Raw genomic sequence first — 24219 nt, forward strand, 5'->3', positions numbered from 1 at the left:
CCATGGTGTTCACGCCCTTCGTCATGTCCGCTCCGCCATTCCCCCGGAGCCCAGGCTCAACCCCAGTGCGGCGGACGCTGATCGAGGTACCACTGATCCTGAGCGCTGCGCGGCCCCGGCGCGTCGTCGTCACGGCTCCACCAGCGCAACCAGTCGGCGTCAGGCGTGGCCGACGCGGGCGCCGCGGCGCCGTCAGCGGCGACCTCACCGTCGCGGCTCGTGGCAACCCGCGTCTGCCCGTCCACCGTGCGCGTCGCAGGCGCCGACGCCCGGCGCGGACGACGACGACGGGGCTCAGAATCGCTCATCGTTCTCCTCCGCGAGGAGGCGACCCACGAGCGCGACGATGCGGGAGCTATCGCGGGCCGGATCGCGGAACAGGTCGACGGTCCACACGCGATCATGGTGCCAGCCGAGCCGCTCCAGCGCCTCGGGGCGCAGCCGATCACGTTCGCGGACACTGCCCATCGCGGCGTAGGCATCACCGTCGCTCTCGACCGCGAGCAGCATGCGGCCAGGCTCCCTCGGATGCTCGACGGCCAGGTCGACACGCATCCGCGAGTGTCCGTACCCGGTGTGCACGACGAGGCCCTCGGCGCGCAGGCGCCGCGCGAGGTCCTCGACGACGTACGGCACGGGCACGATGACGGCGTCCGCGCCGACGCGGCGCAGCGCCACCGACCCCGACGACGACGTGCGGCGCCGTCGCCCGGCGACGACGGTGACGAGTTCGTCACCGTCGAGCTCCGGCTCGCCCGCGCCGGTGTCGAGGCGCTCATCGCACTCGGCGACGTAGAGCAGGAAGTCGCGCAGGAGCACCGCGCCGCGTGAGCGCAGCGCGGCCGGGTCGACCTCGTCGCCGGTGAACGCGGAGACGACGTCCATGCGTCGGCGCGCGCGGGAGATGGCGACGTTGAGGCGACGCTCACCGCCGACGTGGTTGAGCGCCCCGAACCGGCGCACGAGAGCGCCCGTGGGGTACGGCGCGATGCCGAGGGAGAGGATGACGGCGTCGCGCTCGTCGCCCTGGACGCGTTCGAGGTTCTTGACGAAGAACGGCGCCTCCGGGTGGGCGGCGAGGAACGCGGCGAGCTCGCTGTCGACACGTGCCTGCGCGGTGACGGCGCGTTCGAGGCGGCGAGCATGCGTGAGGCCGAGGGTGATGACGCCCAGCGACTCGTGCGGGCGCTGCGCGGCGTGCTGGCGCACGAGGTCGAGGACGGCCTCGACCTCGGCCTTGCCCTGATCCGGCGCCGCCTCGTCGGGGTACGGTTCGCGCACCTCGACGCGGTGAAGGCGCAGCACGTTCTCGACGTCGGCGCGCGGGAAGGTGATGAGTTCACCCTCGTAGACCGCTTCGTTTGAGAAGGCGATGAGACGCTCGTCGAGAGAGCGGTAGTGCCAGCGCAGGTGGCGCACGGGCAGCAGGCCGGCGAGCACGTCGAGCACGGATTCGCCCGTGTGCGCGGTGTCCTCCCCCGCCGAGGTGCGCTGGAAGAAGCTCGTCGGCGCGAGCTGCTGTGTGTCACCGGCGACGACGACCTGCACGCCACGCGAGATCGCCGAGATCGCCTCGGCGGGCGGGATCTGGCTCGCCTCGTCGAAGATGACGACGTCGAACCAGCGCCCCGGCGGCAGCGTCTGCGCGACGACGAGCGGGCTCATCGCCCAGCACGGCGCGAGCGCCGTCATGAGATCCGGCGCACCGGCGAAGGCCTGACGCAGCGCGTCGGCGCTGCCCGCGTGGTGACCGAAGACGAGAGCCGCCTCCATCGCCTCGACCTGCTCGGGCAGGTGCTGCGCGACGGCGTCGATGCGCCGGTAGGCGCGCTGACGCACGCGGTGTGGTGTCTCGTCGAGATGACGGCGATCAGCTGCTGCGTAGCGCTGCGCGGCGGCGCGCAGGTCGTTGCCGCGGTGCTCCTCGTACGCCGGATCCTGACGGCGCACGCGCTCGAGCACGCTCGTCCACCAGATGAACTCCCACTCGGCGGGCACGGCGTCCTCGTTCACGCCCCGCGCCGCGAAGTCGTCGACGACCGGTCCGAGGCCGAGAGCGCGCAGGCGGTCGATCTGCGAGCCGGAGCGCGCCGCGACCTCGATACGGTCGGCGTCGGCGGCGAGGGTCTGGAGGCGTGCGGCGAGCTCGTCGAGGTCGAGCGTCACGAGGTTCGTCGCACCGCGCGTGCCCTCGAGACGCTGCCCGAGCCAGTCGAGTTCGTCGGTCAGGCGCGTGTGCGCGGCGCGCACCTGCTCCGTCATCGGCGGCACGCAGGGGCGCCCCTGCCCGCCGAACTCACGCCAGCGCGCCTGCTCGTCGGCGGCGCGCTGCAGCATGGCGTGCAGATCCTCGGGCGGACGCCCGGGACGCAGCGTCGCGCGGGCCTCCTTGAGCAGCCGGCGACGCTCCATCGCGCCCACCTGGTGCTCGGCGCCCTTGCGCTCGGTACGCGGCGCGCTCGCGACGACGCCCGCGTCGAGGTCGAGCGCGAACACGTCGGAGGTGAACACGCCGAGGGTCTTCGTCACGTGGCTCATGAGGTCGAGCACGTCCGAGGCCTGCGTCATCGTCGTCGGCACGGGCAACCCGGCCGCGTCCGCGAGGGCCGCGAGCGACGCACGGTGGCGGGCCAGTTCGCCGCCGGCCTCATCGGCCGAGCCGTCGTCGCCCGAGCCTCCGCCAACCGAGCCGTCGTCAACCGAGCCGTCATCGCCGGCCAGTCGCAGCACGAGGTCTCGAGCGCGTTCGCTGTGCTCGCTACCGCGCACGCGCGCGCCGAACCAGGCGTCGGGTTCGCCCTCGCCCTTCCACGCGCGATCCTGCGCGAGTCCGAGCAGCGTGCGTCCGGTCTCGTCGCGCGCCTCGGTGTCGAGACGGTTGAGCGGCTCGCCCTCGAGACGCACGCGTGAGCGCGGCGGGTGCGGCAGGGCGTTGAGTTCGGCGATGCGGCTCTGCGCGTCGTGCGCGCTGACGCCGAACGGGTCGCGCACGCGGTGCAGGGCGCGCACGTGCTCGATCAGGGTGACGCGCTCGGATTCGAGTTCGTCGATGACGCGCGGGTCCGGCCCGTCCGCGCTCGGACCGTCGCCGTGCGGTGAGCGCAGGGCGTCACCGACGTGCGGGGCACCCGCTGCGGGCGCGGTGACGAGGCGTCGCGCGAGGGTGTCGACGAGGTCGGCGGGCGTGCCGGAACCGGCGTGCGCGTCGAGCATGAGGTCGCCGAGGCCAAGCGCCGACAACCGTCCGATGACGGCGTCGATCGCGGCGCGCTTCTCCGCGACGAACAGCGCGCTCTTGCCGTGCGCGGTCAGCGTGGCGACGAGATTTGCGATCGTCTGGCTCTTGCCGGTGCCGGGTGGGCCCATGAGGACGAGGTGCTGGCCACCCATGACGGCGTCGATCGCCGCCTGCTGCGCCGAGTCGGCGTCGAGGACGAGGAACTCCTCGCGCGGATCGGCGTCGAGCCCAGCGGCGGGCGCCTCGGCGCCGACGTCGAAGATCGACGCCTCGTCACCGGCCATCGCGGCGACGACGGGATGCGTGTGCAGGCGCGGCGCCTGCTCTGCGACGTCGCGCACCATCGAAAGCTTCGCGTAGCTGAACGTCGAGACGACGAGGCGCTCGTCGATGCGGAACCCCGGGATCGACGCGCCCGCGCGGCGCATCATCGCGTACGTCGGGGCCGGGTCGAACCCGTGCGGGCCGGCCGACGACGCCGTCACGTACTCGTGGTCGATGTTGATGCCGCGTGAGGCGAAGTAGGTGGACAGCGCCGAGTTGAGTTCGACGGTGCGCGAGACCTCGAGGACGAGATCGTCACCGCCGCGGCCACCGAAGTGGATGTCGCACTGGCGCAACAGGATCGGCGCGGCCGGCACCGCGTCACCGCTCATCTGCCACGTCGCGCGGCCGAGGGCGAGGAAATAGCTGAGGATGCCGCGCTCCTCGAGCAGTTCGCGTGACAGGTCACGGATCGCGAGCGCCTTCTCGTACGCTTCGGCGTACGCGTGCTCCGAACGCACGATCTGCGACAGCAGCACGCTACGTCCCGACAGCAGCTTCGCGACGCCCGCCGGGTGCGCCGTCGTGAGGTCGAGCTCGACGGAGTCGTCGGTGCGCTGCCACAGCAGCGAGTTGCGCCCGCCGAGGTCGACGAGGTGACGCTGCCACACCGCGGCGGCGTCACGCACGGCCTGACGACGGTCCTCGTCCGCCGCGTTCATCGTCTCGTGCGCAGCGTTCACGTGTTCGTTCGTCACCACGGCAGGTTATCGGTGAAACCTGGCGTTCGTCGCCAGGCTCCCCGGCGCTCAGTAGTCGGAGCGGCGCAGGAACGCGTCGACGAACACTCCGGAGATCTGCTCGGGTGTCTTCGTCTGGTAGCTGAGGCCGTCGGTGGCCTTCGCGATGCGCTTGAGCGCGTCGGGGTCGGTACCCGTGCCGAGCGAGATCGTCACGATCTTGACGGGCTTGTCGGCCGAGTACTGCGACTTGAGGCGCGCGAGGAGCTGATCGAGCGAGAGGCCGCCGTTGGGGTCGTCGTTCGTGCCGTCGGTGAGGACGACGACGGAGTTGACGTAGTTCGGGTCGTAGGTGTCGGTGACGCTCTTGTACGCCGCCGCGATCGTGTCGTACAGCGCCGTGTCGCCGTTCTTCGCTGCGAGGCCCGGCAGCGTGTGCGCCTTCGCGATGAGGCCGTTTCGGTAGGTGTCGTCGAGGATCGGCTGCTCACCGTTCGTCAGCGGCAGGTAGTCGACGTGGTTCTTCTGCAGGTCGGAGCTGAACGCCCAGGCCCCGAGGCGCGTGGTCTTCGGCAGCACGTCGAGCGCCGCGGTGGCGGTGCTCTCCATCAACTCGATGCGGCTCTGGCCGCCGTCGATCTTCGTCTGCATCGACCCGGAGACGTCGATGAGGACGAGCATCCGCGCGTCCTTCTTGAGGTTCGTCCAGGCCGTGTCGGCGCTGACGGTCGTCGCCTGCGACGCAGGCGCCATCATCGGCAGCGAGGCCGGTAGGACGCTGCCGCCCGCCGGAGCGTCACTGCCGCCGTTGCGGAAGCCCTGCTCGCTGCGGTAGGTCTTCTCCGCGGGGCTGAGCAACTGCTGCTTCAGCGCATCGAGGGCAGCGCTGTCGGCCTGGGTGCCGCGCACCGGCGTCACCCACTGATACTCGAGTTGTTTCGCGCCGCCCGTCGGCACCATCGGCGTCAGCGGCTTGTCGGGGTGGGCCTTGTTGAACGCGAGCATCTGCTGCTCGCTCACCGGGTAGATGCGCGCGCGGTCGGCGCCCTGCAGCGCGTTGCCGTCCATCGTCGCGGCCGTCGTCAGCGACCGCGACAGGCGCAGCACCGCGCGCATGAGGTCGGAGCGCGCGTCGTTGGCGTTGGCCTGCTGATCTGCGGCGATGACGGCGAGCAGGCTCTCCGTCGCGACATCGGTGTCGATGAAACTGACGGGCAGCTTGTTGTCGAGCACGCTCAACCAGCTGTTCGGCTTCTTCGCCGCGCTGCGCAGGCTCGCGGGCACGCCCATGACGACGGGGCTCGTCGCGATCGTGTCGCCCGTCGTCACCCAGCCGCTGCCGAGCTTCTTCTCGATGAGCTGCGTCCACGCGGGCGAGTCGCTGATCCACACCTGCGGTTCGCTCGGCGAACTCGTGATGATCGACTGGTACGTGTCGCCCGGGTTCTGCGAGCTGACGCTGTACGACGCGCATACGTCACCGCGTGCCTCGACCTGATCCGCGGCGTGACGAACGGCGTCGGCGATCGCCGCGGGAGCCGCGACCTGCACGACCGACTGCGCCGAGCAGTTCGTACGCCCCTCGCCGTGCGCGGCGACCACCTTCGTCGCCCCCGCCCCCGTGACGGCGACGACGCCGGCCAGCCCGGCGAGCGCCATCACCCGACGACGGGTGGGGACGCTGGGCGTGGGCGTGTGATGTTCGGCCATGACCCCCCAATGTACCGGGGAGGTGGTGGCCGAGGCTGCCATCTTCAGCAGTTCGACGCCTGCTGGGCGCGCGTCGTTGCCTGCGAGCTCGAATCCCGCCGCGCGGGGCTGCTGCTCCCATCCGTCGAGCAGTACGCACCCTGTTGACGACACGACGTCAGGTCGAGACGCGTCGTCAGCACACGCTTCAGTGCACCGTGATCTGCGGCGCGAACAGTCGCATGACGTCGAGGGCGCGCTCGTGGTTCGTGACGTCCGAGCCGGCGCAGGCCGAGGCGACGACGTGGACGCGCGCCCCGGCGTCAGCGGCAGCGAGTGCTGTCGCGACGACGCAGCAGTCGGTGGAGACACCCGCGAGCACGAGCGTCGGGGTGTCGCCTGTGAGTCCGCGCACCTGCTCGCCCCACTTGCCGAACGTCGGTTCGTCGACATGGTGGGCGCCCGCCGCGATGTCGGCGATCTCGGGCACGAGGGCGTACATCTCGTCCTCGCCCGGGCGGGCCGCGAACGGCCACGCGGCGTAGTAATCCGCCCACGATCCTCGCGGCGGCAGCTGCGGCACGAAGCGCGTGACGATCGTGCGGCCGGTGTACCGCTCAGCCAATGCATGCATCGGCGTGAGCGCGGCGGAGAACATCGGCGAACCCCACTCGCTCGAGGACGAGGCGAACACGACCTGCGGGTCGATGATGACGAGCCACGCGTCGTCGGTAAGCACATCGGCAATCATGACGTCACCTTCCCGCGCCGGTCGTCCGAGCCCACAACGCCGCGTCGGGCGTCATCGTCGAGTTCCTGACGACGCACCCGCCCACGTCGCAGCAGCAGCGTCGCGACGAACGACAGCACGAGCGCGAGAAGCACGCCGATGTTGGAGTAGGCCCAGTCGCCGCTCCAACCGTCCGTCGTCTCGTGGCCGAGGCCGAGCGGGTCGAGCAGGTAGCCCTGCCAGTTGTTCCACGACGCGTCCGCGGCGAAGCTGTTGACGACGAGCCCCCACCCGATGACGGAGGCGACCGCGAGGACGGCCAGTGACGTCCAGTCGAACGCGCCGTAGCGCCCGCGGGCGTCGAACAGCGCAGCCTCGTCGTAGTCGCGGCGCCGCAGCGCGATGTCGGCGATCATGATGCCCGCCCACGACGCGAGGGGCACGCCGAGGGTGATGAGGAACGACTGGAACGGGCCGAGGAAGTCCTGCGCGAAGAACACGACCCAGATCGTGCCGAGCGTCAGGATCGCGCCGTCGACGAGCGCCGCCGCCGGTCGCGGGATGCGCACGCCGAGGCTGAGCAGCGTCAGGCCCGAGGAGTAGATGCCGAGAACCGCGCCCGACACGAGTGCGAGTACGGCCGCGACGAGGAACGGGATGAGGAACCACGTCGGCAGGATCGTCGCGAGCGTGCCGACGGGGTCGGCGGCGATGCCTTCCTCGAGCTTCGGATTCGATGCGGCGAGCAGCAGACCGTACGTCAGCAGCAGGACGGGCGCGACGGCGCCGCCGAACGTGTTCCAGAAGACGATCGCGCCGCCCGAGGCGTCACGGCGCTGGTAGCGCGACCAGTCGGCGGCGATGTTGATCCAGCCGAGGCCGAACCCCGTCATCACCATGACGAGCGCGCCCGTCACCGCCTGCCATGAACCGGCGGGGACGGCCGTCACCGCGCTCCAGTGCACCTCGTCGAGGGTGAGGGCGACGTAGGCGAGGGTGGCGAGCCCCGTCAGCCAGGTGAGGACGGACTGCAGCTTCATGATGATGTGGTAGCCCGCGACGGAGGCGAGCACGATCATCGCGGCGACGACGACGGCGGCGACTATCTTCGTGGCCGTGCCACCGCCCCAGCCGAGCCGGTCGAAGATCGTGGATGTCGCGAGCACCGCCATGATCGACAGGAACGTCTCCCACCCGATCGACGTCAGCCACGAGATGACGCCCGGCACCTTCTGGCCGCGGACACCGAACGCAGCGCGCGACAGCACCATCGTCGGCGCGCTGCCCCGCTTGCCGGCGACGGCGATGAGTCCGCACAGCAGGAACGACAGGGCGACGCCGACGACGCACACCGCGAGCGCCTGCGCGAAAGAGATGCCGAAGCCGAGGACGAACGAGGCGGTCGCCATGCCGAAGACGCTGACGTTGGCCGCGAACCATGGCCGGAACAGGTCGCGCGGGCGCGCCGTACGCTCCGATTCGTCGATGATCTCGATGCCCGTGGTCTCGACGGAGAGGCGACGGGATGCGGCCGCAGTGGCGGCCTGCCGCGACGCTGCGGCGTCAGCTGGTGTGCTCATGCGCTCATCGTGGCAGGCGGACGACGCACGTGGGGCGTTTCGACCAGCCCTTTTGGTCACCATGACATGACGGGTGCTCGGCCTGGCGCTCGCGCGGCGGGTCGACGGGATGGTCTGGTCGCAAGGCCGCCGACGCTGCGACTGCTGACGGGCGAGGACGATCGTGGTTGTGGCGGGCGCTTGCGCGACCTCGCTGAGGCGATCGAAAGCGACGAGTCGGCCGAGCCCGCGCCCTCAGCCGAGCTCGTCGAGCACACCCGGCTGTCGAGCGACGACGACGAGTGCCGCGGCGAGAGCGGCGCGCTCGTCAGGTGCGACGAGGTCGGCCAGGGCTGCGGCGTCAATGGGTAACCCCGCCAGCCGGGCGCCCTTGACCGTCAGCGTGTCGGCGAAGGGTTCTCTTAGGTGCCACGTCGACTGCACCTCGCGCACGACGATGCCCGCGCCCGTCGGGCCGATGCCGTCGAACTCCTGCAGCAGCTTCACGATCCGTTTCGGGTCGGCGCCCGCTTCGTCGCGCAGACGCCGCAGGTCGTCGTCCCATCGCTCGCGGATCGTCTCGGCGTTCTTGCCGAGACGCGTCGACGTCGAGAAGTCGTAGCGCCGATAGCCGCCGCGGCCGAGGGCGTCGACGCGTTGCTGCCACGACGTCGCACGGGTGCCCGACGGTGTCGTGCAACCGATCGCGAACAGCTCGCGCGCGCTCGCAAGGGCCGCCTCGGCGCGGATGCGAGCCGACAGCAACTGTGCGACGACGAGCAGCTGCCACAGCGCCGCGGGTTCGTCGACGAGTCTCACACCGGCGCGTTCGGCGAACGTCTCACCGTGCGCGGCAACGAGTTTCGCGGCCAGGGCCCGGGCGTCAGTCACCGCGCAGGGTGGCGAGCGCCATCGGCAGGCGGGGCGGGATCTCACCGGCGAGGAAGCCGACGCGCCCGTGTTCGGCCGCGAGCACATCCCCGGCCGCAGCATGAACGTGCTTGCCCCACACGAGGCCCTGCGCGAGCCCAGCGCCGCGGCTGAGCAAGCCCGCGACGGCGCCGGCCATGACGTCGCCACTGCCCGAGGTGCCGAGCCCCGTGTCGCCGGTCGTCATCTGCCACACGGCGCCGTCGGAGACCACCCAGTTCGCGCAGCCGACGGCCGCGTCGTAGCGCGCGGCGGCGTCCGCGGTCGCGTCGAGCACGTCGTCGTCGCCCAACTCGTCGGCCTCGACGAGGTAGGCGAGCTCACCCTGGTTGGGCGTGAGGGCGAGACGTCCGCGCAGCGCGTCGAGGCGCGTCTTGCTCATCTGCGTGAGCACCGTCGCGCCGAAGGCGTCGAGGACGAGGGGCACGTCGTCGCCGAGCGCGTCGATCGTCTCGGCGAGCAGCCGTTCGGCGCCCTCGGGCGAGCTGATGCCCGGTCCGAGCAGGACGGCGTCGGAACGGCCGAGGTCGTGCTCGAGCACCGCCCCCGCGCCGTCACCGGTGACGGCGCCGGCGTCGTCATCGGGCAGGTCGATCGTGCCGCTTTCGGGCACGGCGACGGCGACGTGCGGCGCGATGGACGCTGCGACGGCGAGCGTCAGACGCCCGGATCCGACGCGCAGTGCCGCCTGCCCGGCCAGCATCGCCGCGCCAGGCGTCGATCGATCGCCGCCGATGACGAGGCACTGGCCGCGGCTGTACTTCGTGCCGGTCGGCTCGGGCAGCGGCCAGCTGCGCAGCAGATTGGGCGTCACCGTCGTCGGCGACGTGGCGTCACCGCCGCGTGCGACATCGGGGATCTCGGGGCGCTCGATGCTCATGCGGGCGTCTCATTCTCGCCGGCGTTCGACGCGCTGTCGTCGGACTCGCGCTTCTCGTCGCGCTGCGCCGAACCATGTGCGTCGATGTCGTCGGCCGCGCCCGGTTGATCGGTGACGGCGATGCCCGAGCCGCGCAGGTGTTCGTCGAGGTTGTAGTCGAGCAGGCGCCAGCCGGTCGGCGATTGGTCGTCGCTGACGAGGCGGCAGATCGCTGCGTTGCCCAGTCCGTTCGTGCGGGCACGCTCCATGACGGCGTCCTCGTCCATGCCCTCGGCGACGTAGCAGAACATGAGGTTGACGACGTCGTGCGCCGTGACGAGCACCGTCTTGCCCGCGGCGCGCAGGCGCAGATCGGCCATGACGGCGCGGACGCGGCCGGCGACGTCGGCCCAGGATTCGCCGCCGGAGGGGCGGTAGTAGAACTTGCCAATCCATTCGCGGCGCTTCGCCTCCTCGGGGTAGGCGTCGCGGATGCCGCGCCCGGTGAGCATGTCGGTGACACCCATGTCGCGGTCGCGCAGACGCTCGTCGACGAGGACGGGCAGTTCGAGCGACGCCTCGTTGAGCGCGATCTGGCCCGTCTGACGCGCGCGTCGATACGGGCTCGTCCACGTAACGTCCGGCTGATCGTCGGCGGGCTGTTTCGCGAGCCACGTGCCGACGGCGGCGGCTTGTCGGCGGCCGAGTTCGCTCAGTTCGATGTCGGGGTCGCGCGCGGGCACGTCGATGCGCTCGAGGTCATCGCGCAGCGCCGCCTCCGCTGCGACGTTGCCCTCCGACTGGCCATGACGCACGAGAACGAGAGTTACCTGATCCACACCGTTGACGCTATGCCCTGCCACCGACAACACGCCACTCCCCCGCGCCACCCGTCGGCACGCTCGTCAGTGCACGAGACCGTCGGTCCCGACGAGGGGGTTGGCGCTCGTCGGGACGCGTTCGGCCTCCGGGATCGCGCCGGGCGCAGTGCCGCCACCGAACGGGGTGCCGCCGAGACGCGCTCGATCGTGCGGTTCGGCCCAGACGCTCAGGTCGGGACCGTCGGGGATGATGCCCTTGGGGTTGAGGTCGCGGTGCACGAGGTAGTAGTGCTGCTTGATCTGGGTGAAGTCGATCGTGTCGCCGAATCCGGGCGTCGTGAACAGGTCGCGCGCGTAACCCCACAGGTTCGGCATCTCGGTGAGCTTGCGGCGATTGCACTTGAAGTGACCGTGGTAGACGGCGTCGAATCGCGCGAGCGTCGTGAACAGGCGCACGTCGGATTCGGTGATCGCGTCGCCGACGAGGTAGCGGCGCGTGGCGAGACGCTCCTCGAGCCAGTCGAGGGCGGTGAACAGCCGCTCATAGGCGGCGTCATAGGCCTGCTGATCCCCCGCGAAGCCGCAACGGTAGACGCCGTTGTTCACCTCGGTGTAGACGCGCTGGTTGACGGCTTCCATCTCCTCGCGCAGTTCCTGCGGCCACAGGTCGGGGGCGCCGGCGCGGTGGTGGCGCGTCCACTGCGTCGCGAAGTCCTCGGTGATCTGTGCGAAGTCGTTGGTCACGACCTCGCCGCTGCGCTCGTCGACGATCGCCGGCACCGTGATGCCCCTCGGATAGCCGGGTAAGCGCGCCTCATAGGCGTCCTTGAGGCGCGGGATGCGCAGGACGGGGTCGAGCCCGCCGGGGTCGAGGTCGAACCTCCACGAGTTCTCGTCGTGCGTCGGGCCGCACAACCCCATCGAGATGGCGTCCTCGAGCCCGAGCAGGCGCCGGACGATGATGGCGCGGTTCGCCCACGGGCACGCGCGCGCGGCGACGAGACGGTAGCGCCGCGGCTCCACGGGCCACCGCGCGTCGGGATCGTCGAGGATGCGGTCTTCGATGTACTGCGTGTCGCGGGTGTACGCCTTGCCCTCGCCAGCCATGTCGATCTCCCAGGTCGTCAAATCTCGAACCGCCGTCAGCCCGGGCGGTCACGGCGCCGAGTGGCGCGACGCCTCGTTCAGTATGCGCCGGGGCACGGAGGTGCGGGCGTCACGCCAGGCACGCCGGGGCGCGTCGTGGCGTTCACACGCGCGTCGAGGTCGCACCCGGCCTCGACGCGCAGGCGGGGCGATCCTCATACCTCTGCTCGCGTGAACGCGACGCGTCGTGACGCTCGGCTGACGATGACAGGCCTTGCTACCGTCGTGTCATGGAGCGCATCGAATTCTTCTATGACCCGTGTTGCCCGTTCTGCTGGATCACGAGCCGGTTCCTTCTCGAGGTGAGCGCGGAGCGTGACGTCGATGTCACGTGGCGTCCGTTCAGCTTGGCGATGAAGAACAACGAGCTCGCCGGCGACGATGATGCCGTCAACGAGCACGGCGAGATGCACCGTTCCTCGCATCGCGTGTTGCGCGTCATCACGAAGGCGGCGGAGCAGCACGGCGCGAGTGTCATCGACCTGTACTCGGCCTTCGGACGTCGTTTCCACCTCGATCACGAGGAGTACGACGACGCGATGATCGCCGACGTTCTCGCCGCCGCCGGGCTGCCGGCGGAGCTCGCGAAGGCGGCTGACGACACGGCGCTCGACGAGGGTCTGCAGGCGTCGATCGACTCCGCTGTCGAGGCGGTCGGTGATGACACGGGCGTGCCGACGATCGTCTTCGTCTCCGATGACGGTCAGCGCCGCGGCTTCTACGGCCCGGTGCTGCAGGAGCTGCCGAGCAAGGACGACGCGCTGCGCCTGTGGGATTCGCTCGTCGGCCTCGTCAGCGTCCCTGCGTTCTACGAACTCAAGCGCACGCGCCCGGAGGGCCTGCCCGACACGGCCAGCACGAATGGCCTGTGACGCCCTGAGCCCTGCGGCCCGCCCCACTTGCGCGTCACGTCGCGCGAGTGGGGTGTCCGCGCACCACTCCGTCCCCACGTGCGCGACTCGTCGCACAAGTGGGCGAGCTCAGCGTGGACGATCAAGTGCGTTGCCATGAAAGCGAGCGAGGTGGGGCCTGGTGCTCCCGGGCAGATTCGAACTGCCGACACCCGCTTTAGGAGAACTTGGTCGTCGGCTTCGAAGTAGATGAGACCCGCGCCCCGCTTACAGCATTAGCGTTGCAGTGCAACGCTTTTCGTGCGCTTGATGCCGCGCCCCCCGCACGATGGATCGCCCAACAGCGATGCTAGGAAGCCTCTGATGTGTACTTTTTGTGTACTGGAGTTGCCCGCTGCACCCCCGTCGCAGCTCGCCGCCCGGCCCGAGGGTCGGGCGAATCCCGTAGACACAACACGCCACGACCGTCCCGCCCGTATCGCAGGTCAGGGCCGGTCCTCGCACGCAGAGGACCCTTCGGCGCCGACGCCGCTCGACAAGTCGTACGCGCACGAAGACAATCCGCAGCCCGTCGCCTCGGTCCCGCACCCTTAAAGACTGAATAGGTTTACCCGCGGGTTCAAGACCCGCACCACTACCAACAACGACGAGACGGAATCCTGAGGCTAGGCTCCATGCCTCCTGCACGCCCAGGAGGCATGACCTCTACCGCGGCCCACTCGCACGGCCAGGAGGATCAGGGCCCCCTGCGATTCCAAGCGTCGCAAGCGGAGGCGTCCGCGATCCAGGCTCTTTGCTGCGTGAGGCGTTGAGAGACGCTCACGAGTAGGCGAGCCCGGACCAGAGGCGGTCTAAACGGTCGCCGAGGCGCATGGACGGCCGCCCGCGGCGTCGAACCCCGCAGCCGGAGGTTCGAAACCGTTACTTCCACGGGACCCGGCCCACGAGCTGGAGTGGGCGCGCCCGCCTGAAGCAGCGAGCGAGCGAGGGGAACCGCGGGCAGGCGCGCTAAGGCCAGCCGCTTGACACACGGGGAGCCAGCCAGATATCGTAGAAGGTGTAGCAGCAGCTACAGAGGTGGGCTCTAGGCCTGGCGACTCAAAATCGCACACTTCGCGGAACGATGGGAGTTCCAGGTTCGACTCCTGGCAAAATCGAAAGATTTTGTAGCTTAACGGTAAAGCCCCCGCTTTCTTTAGAAGGGCCGGTGCATACGCACCGGCCCTTCGCCTATATGATGCTTTCAGCCCGCAGGTACGCTTCGATCTCCACGCGTGAGATCGACATGGCACCGTAGTGAATTCGAGCAAAGCCTGTAGCTCTGCGAATCTTTTGCTCAAGGTTTCCCTTTGGCTGCGTTTCAAGCCAATCAGCCACTGCGGTCGAGATCCACCACGACCTCGGAAGTGCCGACTGCAGCAAGTGGTTCGCCTCTTCGGCCAGCCTCTTTGCGATCGCCAGTGTTGCGATCAGTTCAAAAACAGTTAGATTCAGCTTCTGTCCAGACTGGTACCGCCCGATCGGCTCGCCCGTAATGCTTTTCCATTGTTGCTCATCAACGGAGCTGAGGCTCGCACACTTGTTTGCAAGCTGTCCCGAACTAAACCCCCCTTGATGAATCAGGGAGTTGCGAATCAAGCGCAAGTAGTGGAACAAGGAGAGGTTTGTCGGCGAGAACGCACTCGCTGCATGCGCCTCAAGCTCCTCGTGCATGGTGGAACTATTGAGTGCATCTAGCTTGGCAGCTGAAATAAGAGATTGATCCTTAAGTAGGCTACACAGGTCCATCATGTAACCCTCGTGCAGGGAGAGAATGTATGGGATGGCGAGAGATCCGACGTGACTCTCAGCCGATTCTAGGATTAGACGCGCATCATCCGCGCGCAGGTTGAGTCGTTCAATGTGTCTTACGTTAGGAAACAACTCCGCAATCCTGTGCGTGGAGCCACTAGTTAACTGAAGGACATTAGCGGAGAGCTTCGATCCAGCCAAGAGGGCCATCACAGCATCGTTTACTGCGATCCGCTGAGCATCATACTGGCGATAGCGCGGAAATAACACAAGAGACATCCGGAGTTCTCCGTTCGGTGCTCAAAACCACGGTCCGGGCAACCACCCCTGAGTACCTGCCCAGCAAATCGAAGCGCGACCCCTACTGCCCAGCGGAACAGTGCTTTTCAAGAGCCGTCGCACAGGTAGCATATGACACAAACGATTGATTCTGGCGCGACAGAAACTCGACGACCGGCGGGGGCGGGTTCCTGCGGGACGCCGGGGGACACAAACCCCCGCAAAACTGACAGTGCCGGAACCCCCGTTTTTGTCGGGTACGCGCGGCTGTCCACCGCTGAGCAGCTCATCGATCGCCAGATCGATGCTCTACGCGACGCAGGGTGCCAGCGCATCTTCATCGATCATGGGGTCACCGGGGTGCGGATGGACCGCCCCGAGCTGCAAGCCGCTCTCGCGTGGATGCGCCCGGGTGATGTCCTCGCGATCATGAGCCTAGATCGGCTCGGCCGCAACGTCCGAGGCGTCCTCAAACTCGTCGACGACCTCGAGCGGCACGGGATGGGTCTCCGCGTCTTGCAGCTAGGCCTCGACACATCCACGCCGAGTGGAAGGCTGGTGCTGACGGTCCTGCTGGCTGTGGCGCAACTCGAGCGTGACCATCTGTCCGAGCGCACGCGCGACGGGCTCGCCGCCGCGCGGCGGCGCGGTCGGGTCGGCGGACGCCCTCGCGCGCTCTCCGAGAATCAGATCCGTGCTGTTCGCGCGATGCGTAGCGATGGCGCGTCGATTGCGGAATGCGCCGAGGCGTTCGAGGTCTCCACGCGCACCATCACCCGCGTTACTGCCCCACGATGAGACCGTCCGCCAGCCTGGGGCAACCCGAACGCTGTGCACTGGTGACCAACTGACGCAGCTGGCCACCAGTGCGAGAGGGTCATTCGCCACGATGTGAGCGCCTGCAGTCGGGGCACCGGCATCCGTCACGCCACCCCCGCCAAGTCCCGTGCTCGACGGACTCAGACCTCCCGCACATCAGCGCAGCGTCGACAGCGCCCGCGAAGCGAGGATCTTCAAGGCGCCGCTTCGCCAGACCCTGAGACGTCACCCCGGCGACCGCCAGCGCCTCTGAGAACGGCACGCCCGCCGCGAAGACAGCCAGGAGCCGAGGGGCCCGCGTGTCCCAGTAGGCCGATCGCGTGCGGGCGCGACGCTGCCGCGAATCGTCGACATGGGCCTGCCTGCAGGAAGCGCACGTGCATCCGCCGCAGTAGCGGGAGGCCGTTCCATGGCGTGCCGTGCGATAGCCGCGGGCACCGGCCGCCACTGCGACGTTGTGTAATTCCTTGCACGTCCAGGGCCCGGGGCCCACGTGACCCCGGGCAATCCAGAAGGCGAAGGTCATGGGCGTGATGCCGACGCAGCGGGCGGCGCTACGCTGAGAGTGATGGACGGTCGCAGTGCACGGGACGTCAGAGGTGAGCGGGAACACGAGGGGTCCTTACCGTAGTAGGTCGCAGCGCCCGTTGGTGCTGCGACCTACTAGCGCGGCGGATCCGCTACTTCCACTCCCAGGCGCTCCGCGTGATCGACGAAAGCCGTTGGCGTCGAAAGCAATTCAGGAGGGCTCGCGCCCCCTCCCCGCCACAAATCAATGGATAGATGCCATCCATTGAGAGATCACAGGCGATCAAATCGGCGGGTAAAAGCCTCGACGATGTCCGGGCGCCCGCCCAACCGAGGGTCCCGCAGCGACAGGGAAAGGGAAGCGATCGTGTGCCTTCGCAGCGCCCGCCGGGCGTGATCAAGGGAATCGTCGAGGGCGCGGTCGATGAAGCAACTCGTGACGAGGTCGGTGTGGTGATACAGGCCGGGGGCGGGGGCCGCATCGAGCTTCAGGCCAAGGGCCCTCGCGATGGTGAGGAGACTTTGGCCGCCGGAGAGGTCTGCTAGTACGTACCCGCCGCCGTGGCCGCGGGACGACTCCACGATCTCGGCGCGTACTAACGCGGCAAGAATCTTGTGTAGATAGGACTCCGAAATCCCTGCGTAGCGGGCCAGCTGCGCGGCCGTCGCCGGGCGCCCACCCCGCCAGTAGAGTGCGACGCAAACGTGCGCGGCCTCGCTGATGCTTTTGGGGAGGCTCACACGCTGAGGATACGACTCAGGGTGAGGCCTCGCTTGATCGCATAGGCGCTCAGTGGCGCGCCAGTTCTAGCTAGCTGGGGCCGCCCCTTCAGTGGCAGCCAAGAGCTGGGCCCGGAGGGCATGTAAGAGGTCGCCGTTTTGGGTGCGCCAGCACTCCCACCCTGGATAGCTGCCGTGCCCGACGCTCATCGTCGCCGCGGCCGACAATGATGACGCGTGCCGCCCATCCGGCAAACGGAGGCGTCCATCGCGTTCGACCGTCAGCGTAAACGTCTGCCCGCTCTGTGGTCGGTGCCAGGCGAGTGTTTCACCCTCATGCAGCAACCCGGCGTTGAGCAGATCAGCAAGCGTCGCGGGGAAGGAACGCTTTGCTGAGCCACCGTCGTTTCCGGTCTCGGTGGTCCCGACCGATGTAGCGGTGGGTGGGCCAAGCTCCCCGCGACGATCGACGTCGAGGAACTTCTGACCGTCGGCGTCCTGATACATACCGACGCTCAATACGACCAAGGGCACCCCGGCGCCGCGCAGGAACCCGATCGCGGCCTCGGTGCGGCGGTGGAAGGACGCCGCCGCCAGGACGATATGGGGATTAGGTGAGATCGGCACGGGCTGTTCGGTGCCGGTGAACTCCTGCCAGTCCGCCCAGAACTGCTGGGCACCGTTCGTGTACAGCGTCGCAACCTCCTGCAGGTTGCTCTCACGCGCCCACCCCGCGTACTCCAACGCCTGGGACAACAGCTGCCGATCGACGTCACGCTTGACCTCGATGACGACGATCCGACCCGTCTCGTCGAGAGCGAGGATGTCGGGGATACCTCCGTGCGGAAGGTGCGCTTGACGCGCCACGCGAAACAGCGTGCGGCCGAGCATCTCCTCGAGGTTGTCCCACAACAGGTCTTCAACCTCGCGCTCGTACAACCCGTCACCCGCGGCGTACTGCGCGAACGGCACCAAGCCCTGGCCCTCCTGCTCGATACGGAACAGCGCCATCTCACTGCACCTCCCGGATCGCCAGGGACGGGAGGGCGTCGACGATCGTCATCGTCTCAAGACTGACGGTGACGATGCGGGCGAGCAGGTCGATGATGTAGCGCGAGTCACCGACTTCCTTCGACCAGTCGTTCGGGTCGTTGACGATGCCTGAGGCCTTATCCGTTTTGATGTAGTAACGGTCGATGATCCACTCGATCGCCGACCGTGAGCCCAGCATGTAGCGGTACGCCTCCTGCGGGATGCCCGAGAGAGTGATATGGCCGTTGTAGTGGATCGTCGTGCGGTCTTGGCGCTCACCCGCGGCTTTCTGTTCGGGCGACGACTTGCCGAAGCGCATCTTCTTGTCACCCACCGCGTAGAACGCGTACGGATCCTGACCGTCGGCGGGCTGCGCCCCGATGCCCTCGAGCGGGTACGGCTCGACGCTCTCGTATCCGAGGTGCAGTTCTGACAGCTTACGACCCGCAGCGATAAACGGCTGCGCGTCCTCGACGAGTGGGATGCGCGGCAGCATCTTCTTCAAGTCCGCCGCGTATGTCTCGCGGTAGTCGGGCGAGTGCAGCAATCCGTAGACGTAGAAGAAGATGTCGTCCTTCATGATCGACGGTCCGTACGCCGCCTGGAACTTTGCCAACGCTTCATCGGTGATGTTGTCGAGGCGGCGGTCGCGGCCACCCCCGTACTCGGTCTGCGAGGCCTCGATATCCAGCATTGCGGGATCTCTGTGGATAGAGCGCCACCTTCCGAAGCACCGCACGGCGGCCGTTCCTGCCAGGCCAGCATCGAACGCGCTACTCACTGCAAGAGCTAGAAATGGGGGCGCCATTGATCCAGGCATGGGAACCACGAACGCAGGCGACTGCCCCACGGAGAACAACTCCGCAACGAGACCAGGCCTATCCGTCCACCGCAGATCTTCAAGGAATCGGACCTTCTGGAAGGGCCTGTATACAGCTACCGTGGAGGTTGTCTCCGTATCACGCAGACTTTCACCGCGGAGGAGCCGCGCTTCTAGTCCCGAAGACCATTTGATCTCGGTGGGGTCGTCTGTGCGAGCTCCCCCCTGAGCCCTGGTAAAGGCTCGCGTCGCCCTCATGGTGTTTTGCTTCAACGCGGTGTCTCCGAAGTTGTAGACCCACGCGTCACGATTCGTCTTCAGACCAGGGCCTGAGACGGCGAAGATGCCACCATCCAGCGGCAGGTAACGTACGAAGTCCTCTCGACGCTGACTGACCCAATCGCCATGTTCGCTTGGGGTGATCGTCGCCGTCTCGAGCCGAGTGATGTCCACTGCCTCGCTAACCTTGCCGAGTTTCTGCTCGCGGGTGAGGTAGTCGCCGATGTCGGTGTAATGGATCGTCGCGGGACCTGACTTGGCAGGGTCCTTGACGAGGACGGTGATGGCGACGGTTGCGCGGGAGCCAGCATCGAAGATCTTCCCTCCTTCCTTGCGTGACTGCTCACCCGCAGTCCGCTGGTTGCCACGCAGGTTGTAGACGTAGATGTCGCTGAACTCATCGGTGAGGCTCTTGCGCATCCCGTCGGCGGTGTTCGAGTCAAGCCAGCCGCCGTTCGTCACGTACGCGATGATGCCGCGGTCCTTGATCCGCAAGCTCGCCCATTTGATGGCACGGATGTAGGAGTCGTACAGCGAGTTCTTGAGGGTTGCGCTCGACTTGGCCGCGTAGGTGTCGCGGATCGCGGCGTCGAGGTCGGGGTACTTCTCGTTGGCGTTGTTGTCGTTCGCCGAGTCCTGCCCCGACGAGTACGGCGGGTTACCGACGATCACCTGAATGTCGAGCTTCTTGAGCTTCTCCAGGCGCTCATTGTTCTGCACGAACACCTCGGTGTCGAGACGGTCGTCATTCTCCCACGACTGGAACGTGTCGGTGAGGATCAGCCCCTCGAACGGCTCGTAATCCGTCGGCTGCTCCAACGACCCACGCAGATCCTGATACGTCGTCTCGATGTTGACCGCGGCGATGTAGTACGCCAGCAACAGGATCTCGTTGGCGTGCAACTCGCTGGCGTACTTGCGCGCCAGATCATGCGGCTCGATGAGGCCCAGCTGCAGCAGCCGCACGATGAACGTGCCCGTGCCGACGAACCCGTCAAGGATGTGCACGCCCTCATCACTCAGCGTCTGTCCGAAGTGTTCGCGCAGCACGGCGTCGGCCGAGCGCAGGATGAAGTCGACGATCTCGACGGGGGTGTAGACGATGCCGAGCTTGTCGACGGTGCGCTTGAACGCGGTGGCGAAGAACTTGTCGTACAACTCGACGATGATCCGCTGGCGCCCCTCGGCGTTGTCGATGCCCTCCACGCGTGAACGCACCGACTGATAGAAGCCCTCCAGTGATGAGTTCTCCGTGTCGAGGGAGTGCTCGTCGAGCAAGGCGAGCATCTTCTCCATCGCTTGGGCGACGGGGTTGTGCTCGGCGAAGTCATACCCGCCGAACAGGGCCTGGAACACGGGACGGGTGATGAGGTGCTGGGCGAGCATCTCGACGGCGTCCTCACGGCTGATGCCTTCGTTGAGGTTGCCGCGCAACCCGTCGAGGAACCGCTCGAACTCGGCCGTCACCGCAGTGTCGGGGCCAGTGAGGATGCCTTTGATGCGGGCGATGTGCTGCTCGGCGATCTTCGCGACGTCGGCCGCCCAGGACTCCCAGTAACGGCGTTCGCCGACCTTCTGCACGATCTTCGCGTAGATCGCGTCCGGCCACTCACCCCAGATGAGGTCGAGTTCGCCCTGTGTCGTCTCCTCGTCGGGCGTGTGGACGTTGCCGTCACGGTCGATGCCGGCGATGCCGATCTTCTTCGTCGGCTTCTTCTTGTTCAGTTCGATCTGGTTGACGGTCGAGGTGAATCGGTCGTCGTGGGCACGCAGCGCGCGCAGGACCTGCCAGACGGTGGCGTACTTCTTGTTGTCGTTCAGCGCCTGCTCGGGCGGCGTGCCGGCGGGCACCGCGACGGGCAGGATGATGTAGCCGTACTCCTTGCCCGGTGCCTTGCGCATCACACGGCCGACGGACTGCACGACGTCCACCTCGGACGAGCGCGGCGTGAGGAAGAGCACCGCGTCGAGGTTCGGAACGTCCACGCCCTCGCTCAGGCATCGGGCGTTCGTCAGGATGCGGCACGTGTTGTCGGCCGGCTCGGCCTTGAGCCAGTCGAGACGCTCGTTGCGAGCCAGCGCATTGAACGAGCCGTCGACGTGCTTGATCTCGATGCGCAGCGAGGTCGACTGGTCCGAGGTGTCGTCATCAGGCAGATCCACGGCAGCAACGTGCTTGTTGACGACATCAGGGAAGGCCTGAGCGATCGCCTTGGACGTCTTGATGTCCTTCGCGAACGCCACCGCGCGCTTCATCGGCGCGAGGCTCTCCCCCTCGACCGTGTCGAAGTGCTTCGCCAGGCCCTGCCAGCACCCGACCATCCGCGCGGCGTCCCCGAGCTGAATCTCGCCGTCTTGGGCGAGCTCTGCCTGGAAGTTCTTCGTCACGTACTCCTCATCGACGGCGAGGATGAGGACGCGGTAGTCGGTCAGCAGGTTCTTCTCGACGGCCTCACCGAACCCGAGACGGTGCAGCTCGGGCCCGAACTTCGTCTCATCGTCCATCGACGCGAGCTCCGCTGCGCCGTCGAGGGCCTTCTTCTTCGAGTCTTCACCGAAGATGCGCGGCGTGGCCGTCATATAGAGGCGCTTCATGCCCTGGATGACGTCGTTGTTGTGCACGCGTACGAACGCCGACTCGTCCTGCCCCGCGACGCTCACGCCCGTGGTGCGATGGGCTTCGTCGCAGATGATGAGGTCGAACGGGCCGAACCCGCCCTGGGCTTGCGCAGCCGCGACGACGTCGATCGACTGATACGTGGAGAAGATCACCGTCATCGAGTCGCTGCGCTGAGCGGCCTTCGACCAGCGTTCCTGCACGACAGCGTTGTTCGTCGACGCGGGCAGGGCGACATCGACAGCGGAGATGTCCTCGACGGCGTTGGAGCGGCTCGTCGACTTCGGGTCCGAGCAGATCGCGATCATGTCGAGCGGCACCTCAGCGTTCGCAGCCCACTCGCGCACCGTCTGACTCAACAGCGAGATCGACGGCACGAGGAACAACACGCTGCCGCCCGCGCCGACCTGCTGCTCCGCGAGACGCAACGAGGTGAACGTCTTGCCCGTGCCGCACGCCATGATGAGCTTCCCGCGATCATGCGTCGTCAGGCCCTCGATGACCTTGTCGATCGCGGTGCGCTGATGCGGGCGCGGGGTCTTCTTTCCGACCGTCGGCAACGTGTCAGGCGCCGACCAGGTGAACTTGCCCCAGTCGACGTTCGAATTCTGCAGGTCGACGAGGCTGATACGCCGCACCGTCACCGTTTGATCACGGATCGTGTCCTCAGCGTTCTTGCCCCACGGCGCGCCCGTGTCGACGACGATGCGCTGACCGAACTTCGAGGTGCCCGACGCTGACAGGAACGAGTCGATGTCCCCCTTCGACACCGTGTGGCCCTCGGCGTAGAACTTGCACTGGATCGCGACGTTCTCACCCGTCACCCGGTCGACCGCGACGAGGTCGATGCCCGTATCGCTCTTGCCGTCACGGCCTGGCCAGTCCTGCCACAACCACACGTCGGAGAACTGATCGGCGAACAACGGATCTGTCTGCAGGTACGCGGCCATGAGCTGCTCAAACCGCGAACCTTTGTCTCGCTCCGACGTCGCCTTCGCCCGCAGATCATCCAGAACTTCATGCACCGTCACGCTCATGGGGGACAGTGTCTCAGGGGAAGCGGTGGGCGCGGGCGCTGTTTCCCGTCCGAATACGAGCGAAATGGCTGGCTACGAGCGACCTGCCGCTCACTTCCAGCCATTTCGCTCGCATTCACCGTCGAGGCGAGGCGTGGTGCTCCCGGCAGGATTCGAACCTGCGACACCCGCTTTAGGAGAGCGGTGCTCTATCCCCTGAGCTACGAGAGCGTGCGCCGAAGCGCGCCCGTCAGCCTAGCCGATCATCCGGGCGCGCTGGCAGGCCTCTCCCTGGCGCCCGTCCTAAGATCACCCCATGCCCACCTGGCGAAGCCGTTACGTGCCCACCCCGCTCGGGGTCATCCGCGCGACCCCGCCTCCCGCGTCGACGCCGCCCGAGGAGACGTCGTTCGAGCCGCTTCGCGACGAGGACGACCAGCCGCCACCCGAGGCGACGATCGTCAACTCGACGATCTACGCGGGCGAGCAGAAGGTCAGCGACGCCGGGTCGATCGCCGAGGCGTGGCGCGAACTGCACCACCCGTCACACCACGACCACGGCCCGCGCATGGCGTGGATCGGCATGACGCAACCGACGCCGCGTCAACTCCAGCAGGTCGCGCGCATCTTCGACCTGCACCCCCTCGCCGTCGAGGACGCGATCGTCGCGCACCAGCGCCCCAAGCTCGAGCGTTACAACGAGACCCTCTTCGTCGTGCTGCGCCCCGCGACGTACGACGATGCGACGGAGACGGTGAAGTTCGGTGAGATCCACGCCTTCATCGGCCCCGACTTCGTCATCACGGTGCGCCACACGGCGCAGCCGGTCCTCACGCCCGTGCGGAGCCGCTTCGAGAACGACCCCGACCTGCTCGCGCGCGGGCCGCAGGCCGTCCTCTACGGCCTGCTCGACTTCATCGTCGACGGGTACGCGCCCGTCGCCGCCGGCCTCGAGAACGACATCGACGAGATCGAGACGCAGGTCTTCGAAGCCGACCCGACCGTGTCGCGCCGGATCTACGAACTCTCCCAGGAGGTCATGGAACTCCAGCGCGCCGTCAAGCCGCTGCAGACGATGCTGCGTGGCCTCGAAGCCGGCGCCGCCAAGTACGGAACCGACGACGAGATCATCACCGCCCTGCGCGACGTGCGCGACCACGTCACCTCGATCGTCGAACGCAACGACAACTTCCGCCAGTCACTGTCGGAGATCCTGCAGCTCAACGCCATCCTCGTCGCGCAGACGCAGAACGAGGAGATGAAGCGCCTCGCCGAGGTCGCCAACAACCAAGCCGACGAGGTCAAGCGCGCGTCCTCATGGGCCGCCATCCTCTTCGCCCCGACCGTCGTCGCCGGCGCCTACGGCATGAACTTCGACCGCATGCCCGAACTGCACTGGGCGTACGGCTACCCATTCGCGCTGTTTCTCATGGTCGCCGTGTCGTTCTGCATGTGGCTCGTGTTCAAACGCAAGAACTGGCTCTGACGGCG

16 protein-coding genes and 2 tRNA genes are annotated in these 24219 nt (G+C 67.6%); 3 read left to right on the forward strand and 15 right to left on the reverse strand.

Annotated elements, in window-relative coordinates; all coding sequences use genetic code 11:
- Nucleotides 1-56: 56 nt before the first annotated feature.
- The 9 genes from J4Z35_RS00730 to J4Z35_RS00770 form a co-directional block, all read right to left on the reverse strand.
- Nucleotides 57-308 (reverse strand): hypothetical protein, encoded by a 252-nt coding sequence (locus J4Z35_RS00730; protein WP_208065274.1) that lies wholly within the window; start codon nt 306-308, stop codon nt 57-59.
- The gene (locus tag J4Z35_RS00735) at nt 295-4260 is read right to left on the reverse strand and encodes an AAA domain-containing protein (protein WP_208065275.1); all 3966 of its coding nucleotides are present in this window, start codon (nt 4258-4260) and stop codon (nt 295-297) included. Before J4Z35_RS00735 ends, J4Z35_RS00730 begins: the two co-directional genes overlap by 14 nt.
- A 51-nt stretch (nt 4261-4311) precedes the next feature.
- The gene (locus J4Z35_RS00740; RefSeq protein ID WP_208065276.1) at nt 4312-5952 is read right to left on the reverse strand and encodes a VWA domain-containing protein; all 1641 of its coding nucleotides are present in this window, start codon (nt 5950-5952) and stop codon (nt 4312-4314) included.
- 187 nt (nt 5953-6139) lie between these two features.
- Entirely contained in the window at nt 6140-6682 is a 543-nt protein-coding gene (locus J4Z35_RS00745) for an isochorismatase family protein (protein WP_040014758.1), read from the reverse strand.
- A complete protein-coding gene (locus J4Z35_RS00750) occupies nt 6679-8241 on the reverse strand; it encodes a cytosine permease (RefSeq protein WP_006945822.1) in 1563 nt (520 codons plus the stop codon). The genes J4Z35_RS00745 and J4Z35_RS00750 overlap by 4 nt, the downstream gene beginning before the upstream one ends.
- A gap of 234 nt (nt 8242-8475) precedes the next feature.
- On the reverse strand, nt 8476-9111 hold the full coding sequence (locus J4Z35_RS00755; RefSeq protein WP_208065277.1) for an endonuclease: 636 nt from the start codon (nt 9109-9111) through the stop codon (nt 8476-8478).
- A complete protein-coding gene (locus tag J4Z35_RS00760; RefSeq protein WP_208065278.1) occupies nt 9104-10030 on the reverse strand; it encodes an ADP/ATP-dependent (S)-NAD(P)H-hydrate dehydratase in 927 nt (308 codons plus the stop codon). The genes J4Z35_RS00755 and J4Z35_RS00760 overlap by 8 nt, the downstream gene beginning before the upstream one ends.
- The gene (locus tag J4Z35_RS00765; protein ID WP_347813531.1) at nt 10027-10848 is read right to left on the reverse strand and encodes a histidine phosphatase family protein; all 822 of its coding nucleotides are present in this window, start codon (nt 10846-10848) and stop codon (nt 10027-10029) included. The genes J4Z35_RS00760 and J4Z35_RS00765 overlap by 4 nt, the downstream gene beginning before the upstream one ends.
- A gap of 66 nt (nt 10849-10914) precedes the next feature.
- Nucleotides 10915-11937: a glutathione S-transferase C-terminal domain-containing protein gene (locus J4Z35_RS00770; RefSeq protein ID WP_208065279.1), complete on the reverse strand. Its 1023-nt coding sequence runs from the start codon at nt 11935-11937 to the stop codon at nt 10915-10917.
- 269 nt (nt 11938-12206) lie between these two features.
- On the opposite strand from J4Z35_RS00770, the gene J4Z35_RS00775 reads away from it, so the two are divergent.
- Complete coding sequence (locus J4Z35_RS00775) at nt 12207-12848, forward strand: DsbA family protein (RefSeq protein WP_208065280.1); 642 nt, start codon at nt 12207-12209, stop codon at nt 12846-12848.
- Between the two features lie 158 nt (nt 12849-13006).
- Here J4Z35_RS00775 and J4Z35_RS00780 read toward each other — a convergent pair.
- Together J4Z35_RS00780 and J4Z35_RS00785 are read right to left on the reverse strand one after the other, a co-directional pair.
- Nucleotides 13007-13101, reverse strand: a tRNA-Ser gene (locus tag J4Z35_RS00780).
- Between the two features lie 956 nt (nt 13102-14057).
- Nucleotides 14058-14897: a hypothetical protein gene (locus tag J4Z35_RS00785; RefSeq protein WP_208065281.1), complete on the reverse strand. Its 840-nt coding sequence runs from the start codon at nt 14895-14897 to the stop codon at nt 14058-14060.
- Between the two features lie 132 nt (nt 14898-15029).
- Between J4Z35_RS00785 and J4Z35_RS00790 the strand changes: the two genes are divergently transcribed.
- Nucleotides 15030-15695 carry a recombinase family protein gene (locus J4Z35_RS00790; RefSeq protein ID WP_208065282.1) on the forward strand — a complete coding sequence of 222 codons (666 nt, stop codon included), beginning with the start codon at nt 15030-15032 and terminating at the stop codon, nt 15693-15695.
- A gap of 822 nt (nt 15696-16517) precedes the next feature.
- Here the strand turns inward: J4Z35_RS00790 and J4Z35_RS00795 are convergent.
- From J4Z35_RS00795 to J4Z35_RS00810, 4 genes are all read right to left on the reverse strand, one after another.
- On the reverse strand, nt 16518-16985 hold the full coding sequence (locus tag J4Z35_RS00795) for an Rrf2 family transcriptional regulator (RefSeq protein WP_208065283.1): 468 nt from the start codon (nt 16983-16985) through the stop codon (nt 16518-16520).
- 66 nt (nt 16986-17051) lie between these two features.
- Complete coding sequence (locus J4Z35_RS00800; protein ID WP_208065284.1) at nt 17052-17975, reverse strand: hypothetical protein; 924 nt, start codon at nt 17973-17975, stop codon at nt 17052-17054.
- 1 nt (nt 17976) lies between these two features.
- Entirely contained in the window at nt 17977-22749 is a 4773-nt protein-coding gene (locus J4Z35_RS00805; protein WP_243754749.1) for a type ISP restriction/modification enzyme, read from the reverse strand.
- Nucleotides 22750-22883: 134 nt separating this feature from the next.
- Nucleotides 22884-22959 (reverse strand) — tRNA-Arg (locus J4Z35_RS00810).
- A gap of 85 nt (nt 22960-23044) precedes the next feature.
- Between J4Z35_RS00810 and J4Z35_RS00815 the strand changes: the two genes are divergently transcribed.
- Nucleotides 23045-24214 carry a magnesium and cobalt transport protein CorA gene (locus tag J4Z35_RS00815; RefSeq protein WP_074045644.1) on the forward strand — a complete coding sequence of 390 codons (1170 nt, stop codon included), beginning with the start codon at nt 23045-23047 and terminating at the stop codon, nt 24212-24214.
- Nucleotides 24215-24219 lie beyond the last annotated feature (5 nt).

It is taken from the genome of Dermacoccus sp. NHGro5, from assembly GCF_017565385.1.
GTDB classification, from domain to species: Bacteria; Actinomycetota; Actinomycetes; order Actinomycetales; family Dermatophilaceae; genus Dermacoccus; species Dermacoccus nishinomiyaensis.

What these genes read in the sequence shown, in the direction of transcription:
- J4Z35_RS00730 (WP_208065274.1), bottom strand. Translation starts at nt 308, where the DNA reads ATGAGCGATTCTGAGCCCCGTCGTCGTCGTCCGCGCCGGGCGTCGGCG.
- J4Z35_RS00740 (WP_208065276.1), bottom strand. Translation starts at nt 5,952, where the DNA reads ATGGCCGAACATCACACGCCCACGCCCAGCGTCCCCACCCGTCGTCGG.
- J4Z35_RS00745 (WP_040014758.1), bottom strand. Translation starts at nt 6,682, where the DNA reads ATGATTGCCGATGTGCTTACCGACGACGCGTGGCTCGTCATCATCGAC.
- J4Z35_RS00750 (WP_006945822.1), bottom strand. Translation starts at nt 8,241, where the DNA reads ATGAGCACACCAGCTGACGCCGCAGCGTCGCGGCAGGCCGCCACTGCG.
- J4Z35_RS00760 (WP_208065278.1), bottom strand. Translation starts at nt 10,030, where the DNA reads ATGAGCATCGAGCGCCCCGAGATCCCCGATGTCGCACGCGGCGGTGAC.
- J4Z35_RS00770 (WP_208065279.1), bottom strand. Translation starts at nt 11,937, where the DNA reads ATGGCTGGCGAGGGCAAGGCGTACACCCGCGACACGCAGTACATCGAA.
- J4Z35_RS00775 (WP_208065280.1), top strand. Translation starts at nt 12,207, where the DNA reads ATGGAGCGCATCGAATTCTTCTATGACCCGTGTTGCCCGTTCTGCTGG.
- J4Z35_RS00785 (WP_208065281.1), bottom strand. Translation starts at nt 14,897, where the DNA reads ATGTCTCTTGTGTTATTTCCGCGCTATCGCCAGTATGATGCTCAGCGG.
- J4Z35_RS00790 (WP_208065282.1), top strand. Translation starts at nt 15,030, where the DNA reads ATGACACAAACGATTGATTCTGGCGCGACAGAAACTCGACGACCGGCG.
- J4Z35_RS00800 (WP_208065284.1), bottom strand. Translation starts at nt 17,975, where the DNA reads ATGGCGCTGTTCCGTATCGAGCAGGAGGGCCAGGGCTTGGTGCCGTTC.
- J4Z35_RS00805 (WP_243754749.1), bottom strand. Translation starts at nt 22,749, where the DNA reads ATGAGCGTGACGGTGCATGAAGTTCTGGATGATCTGCGGGCGAAGGCG.
- J4Z35_RS00815 (WP_074045644.1), top strand. Translation starts at nt 23,045, where the DNA reads ATGCCCACCTGGCGAAGCCGTTACGTGCCCACCCCGCTCGGGGTCATC.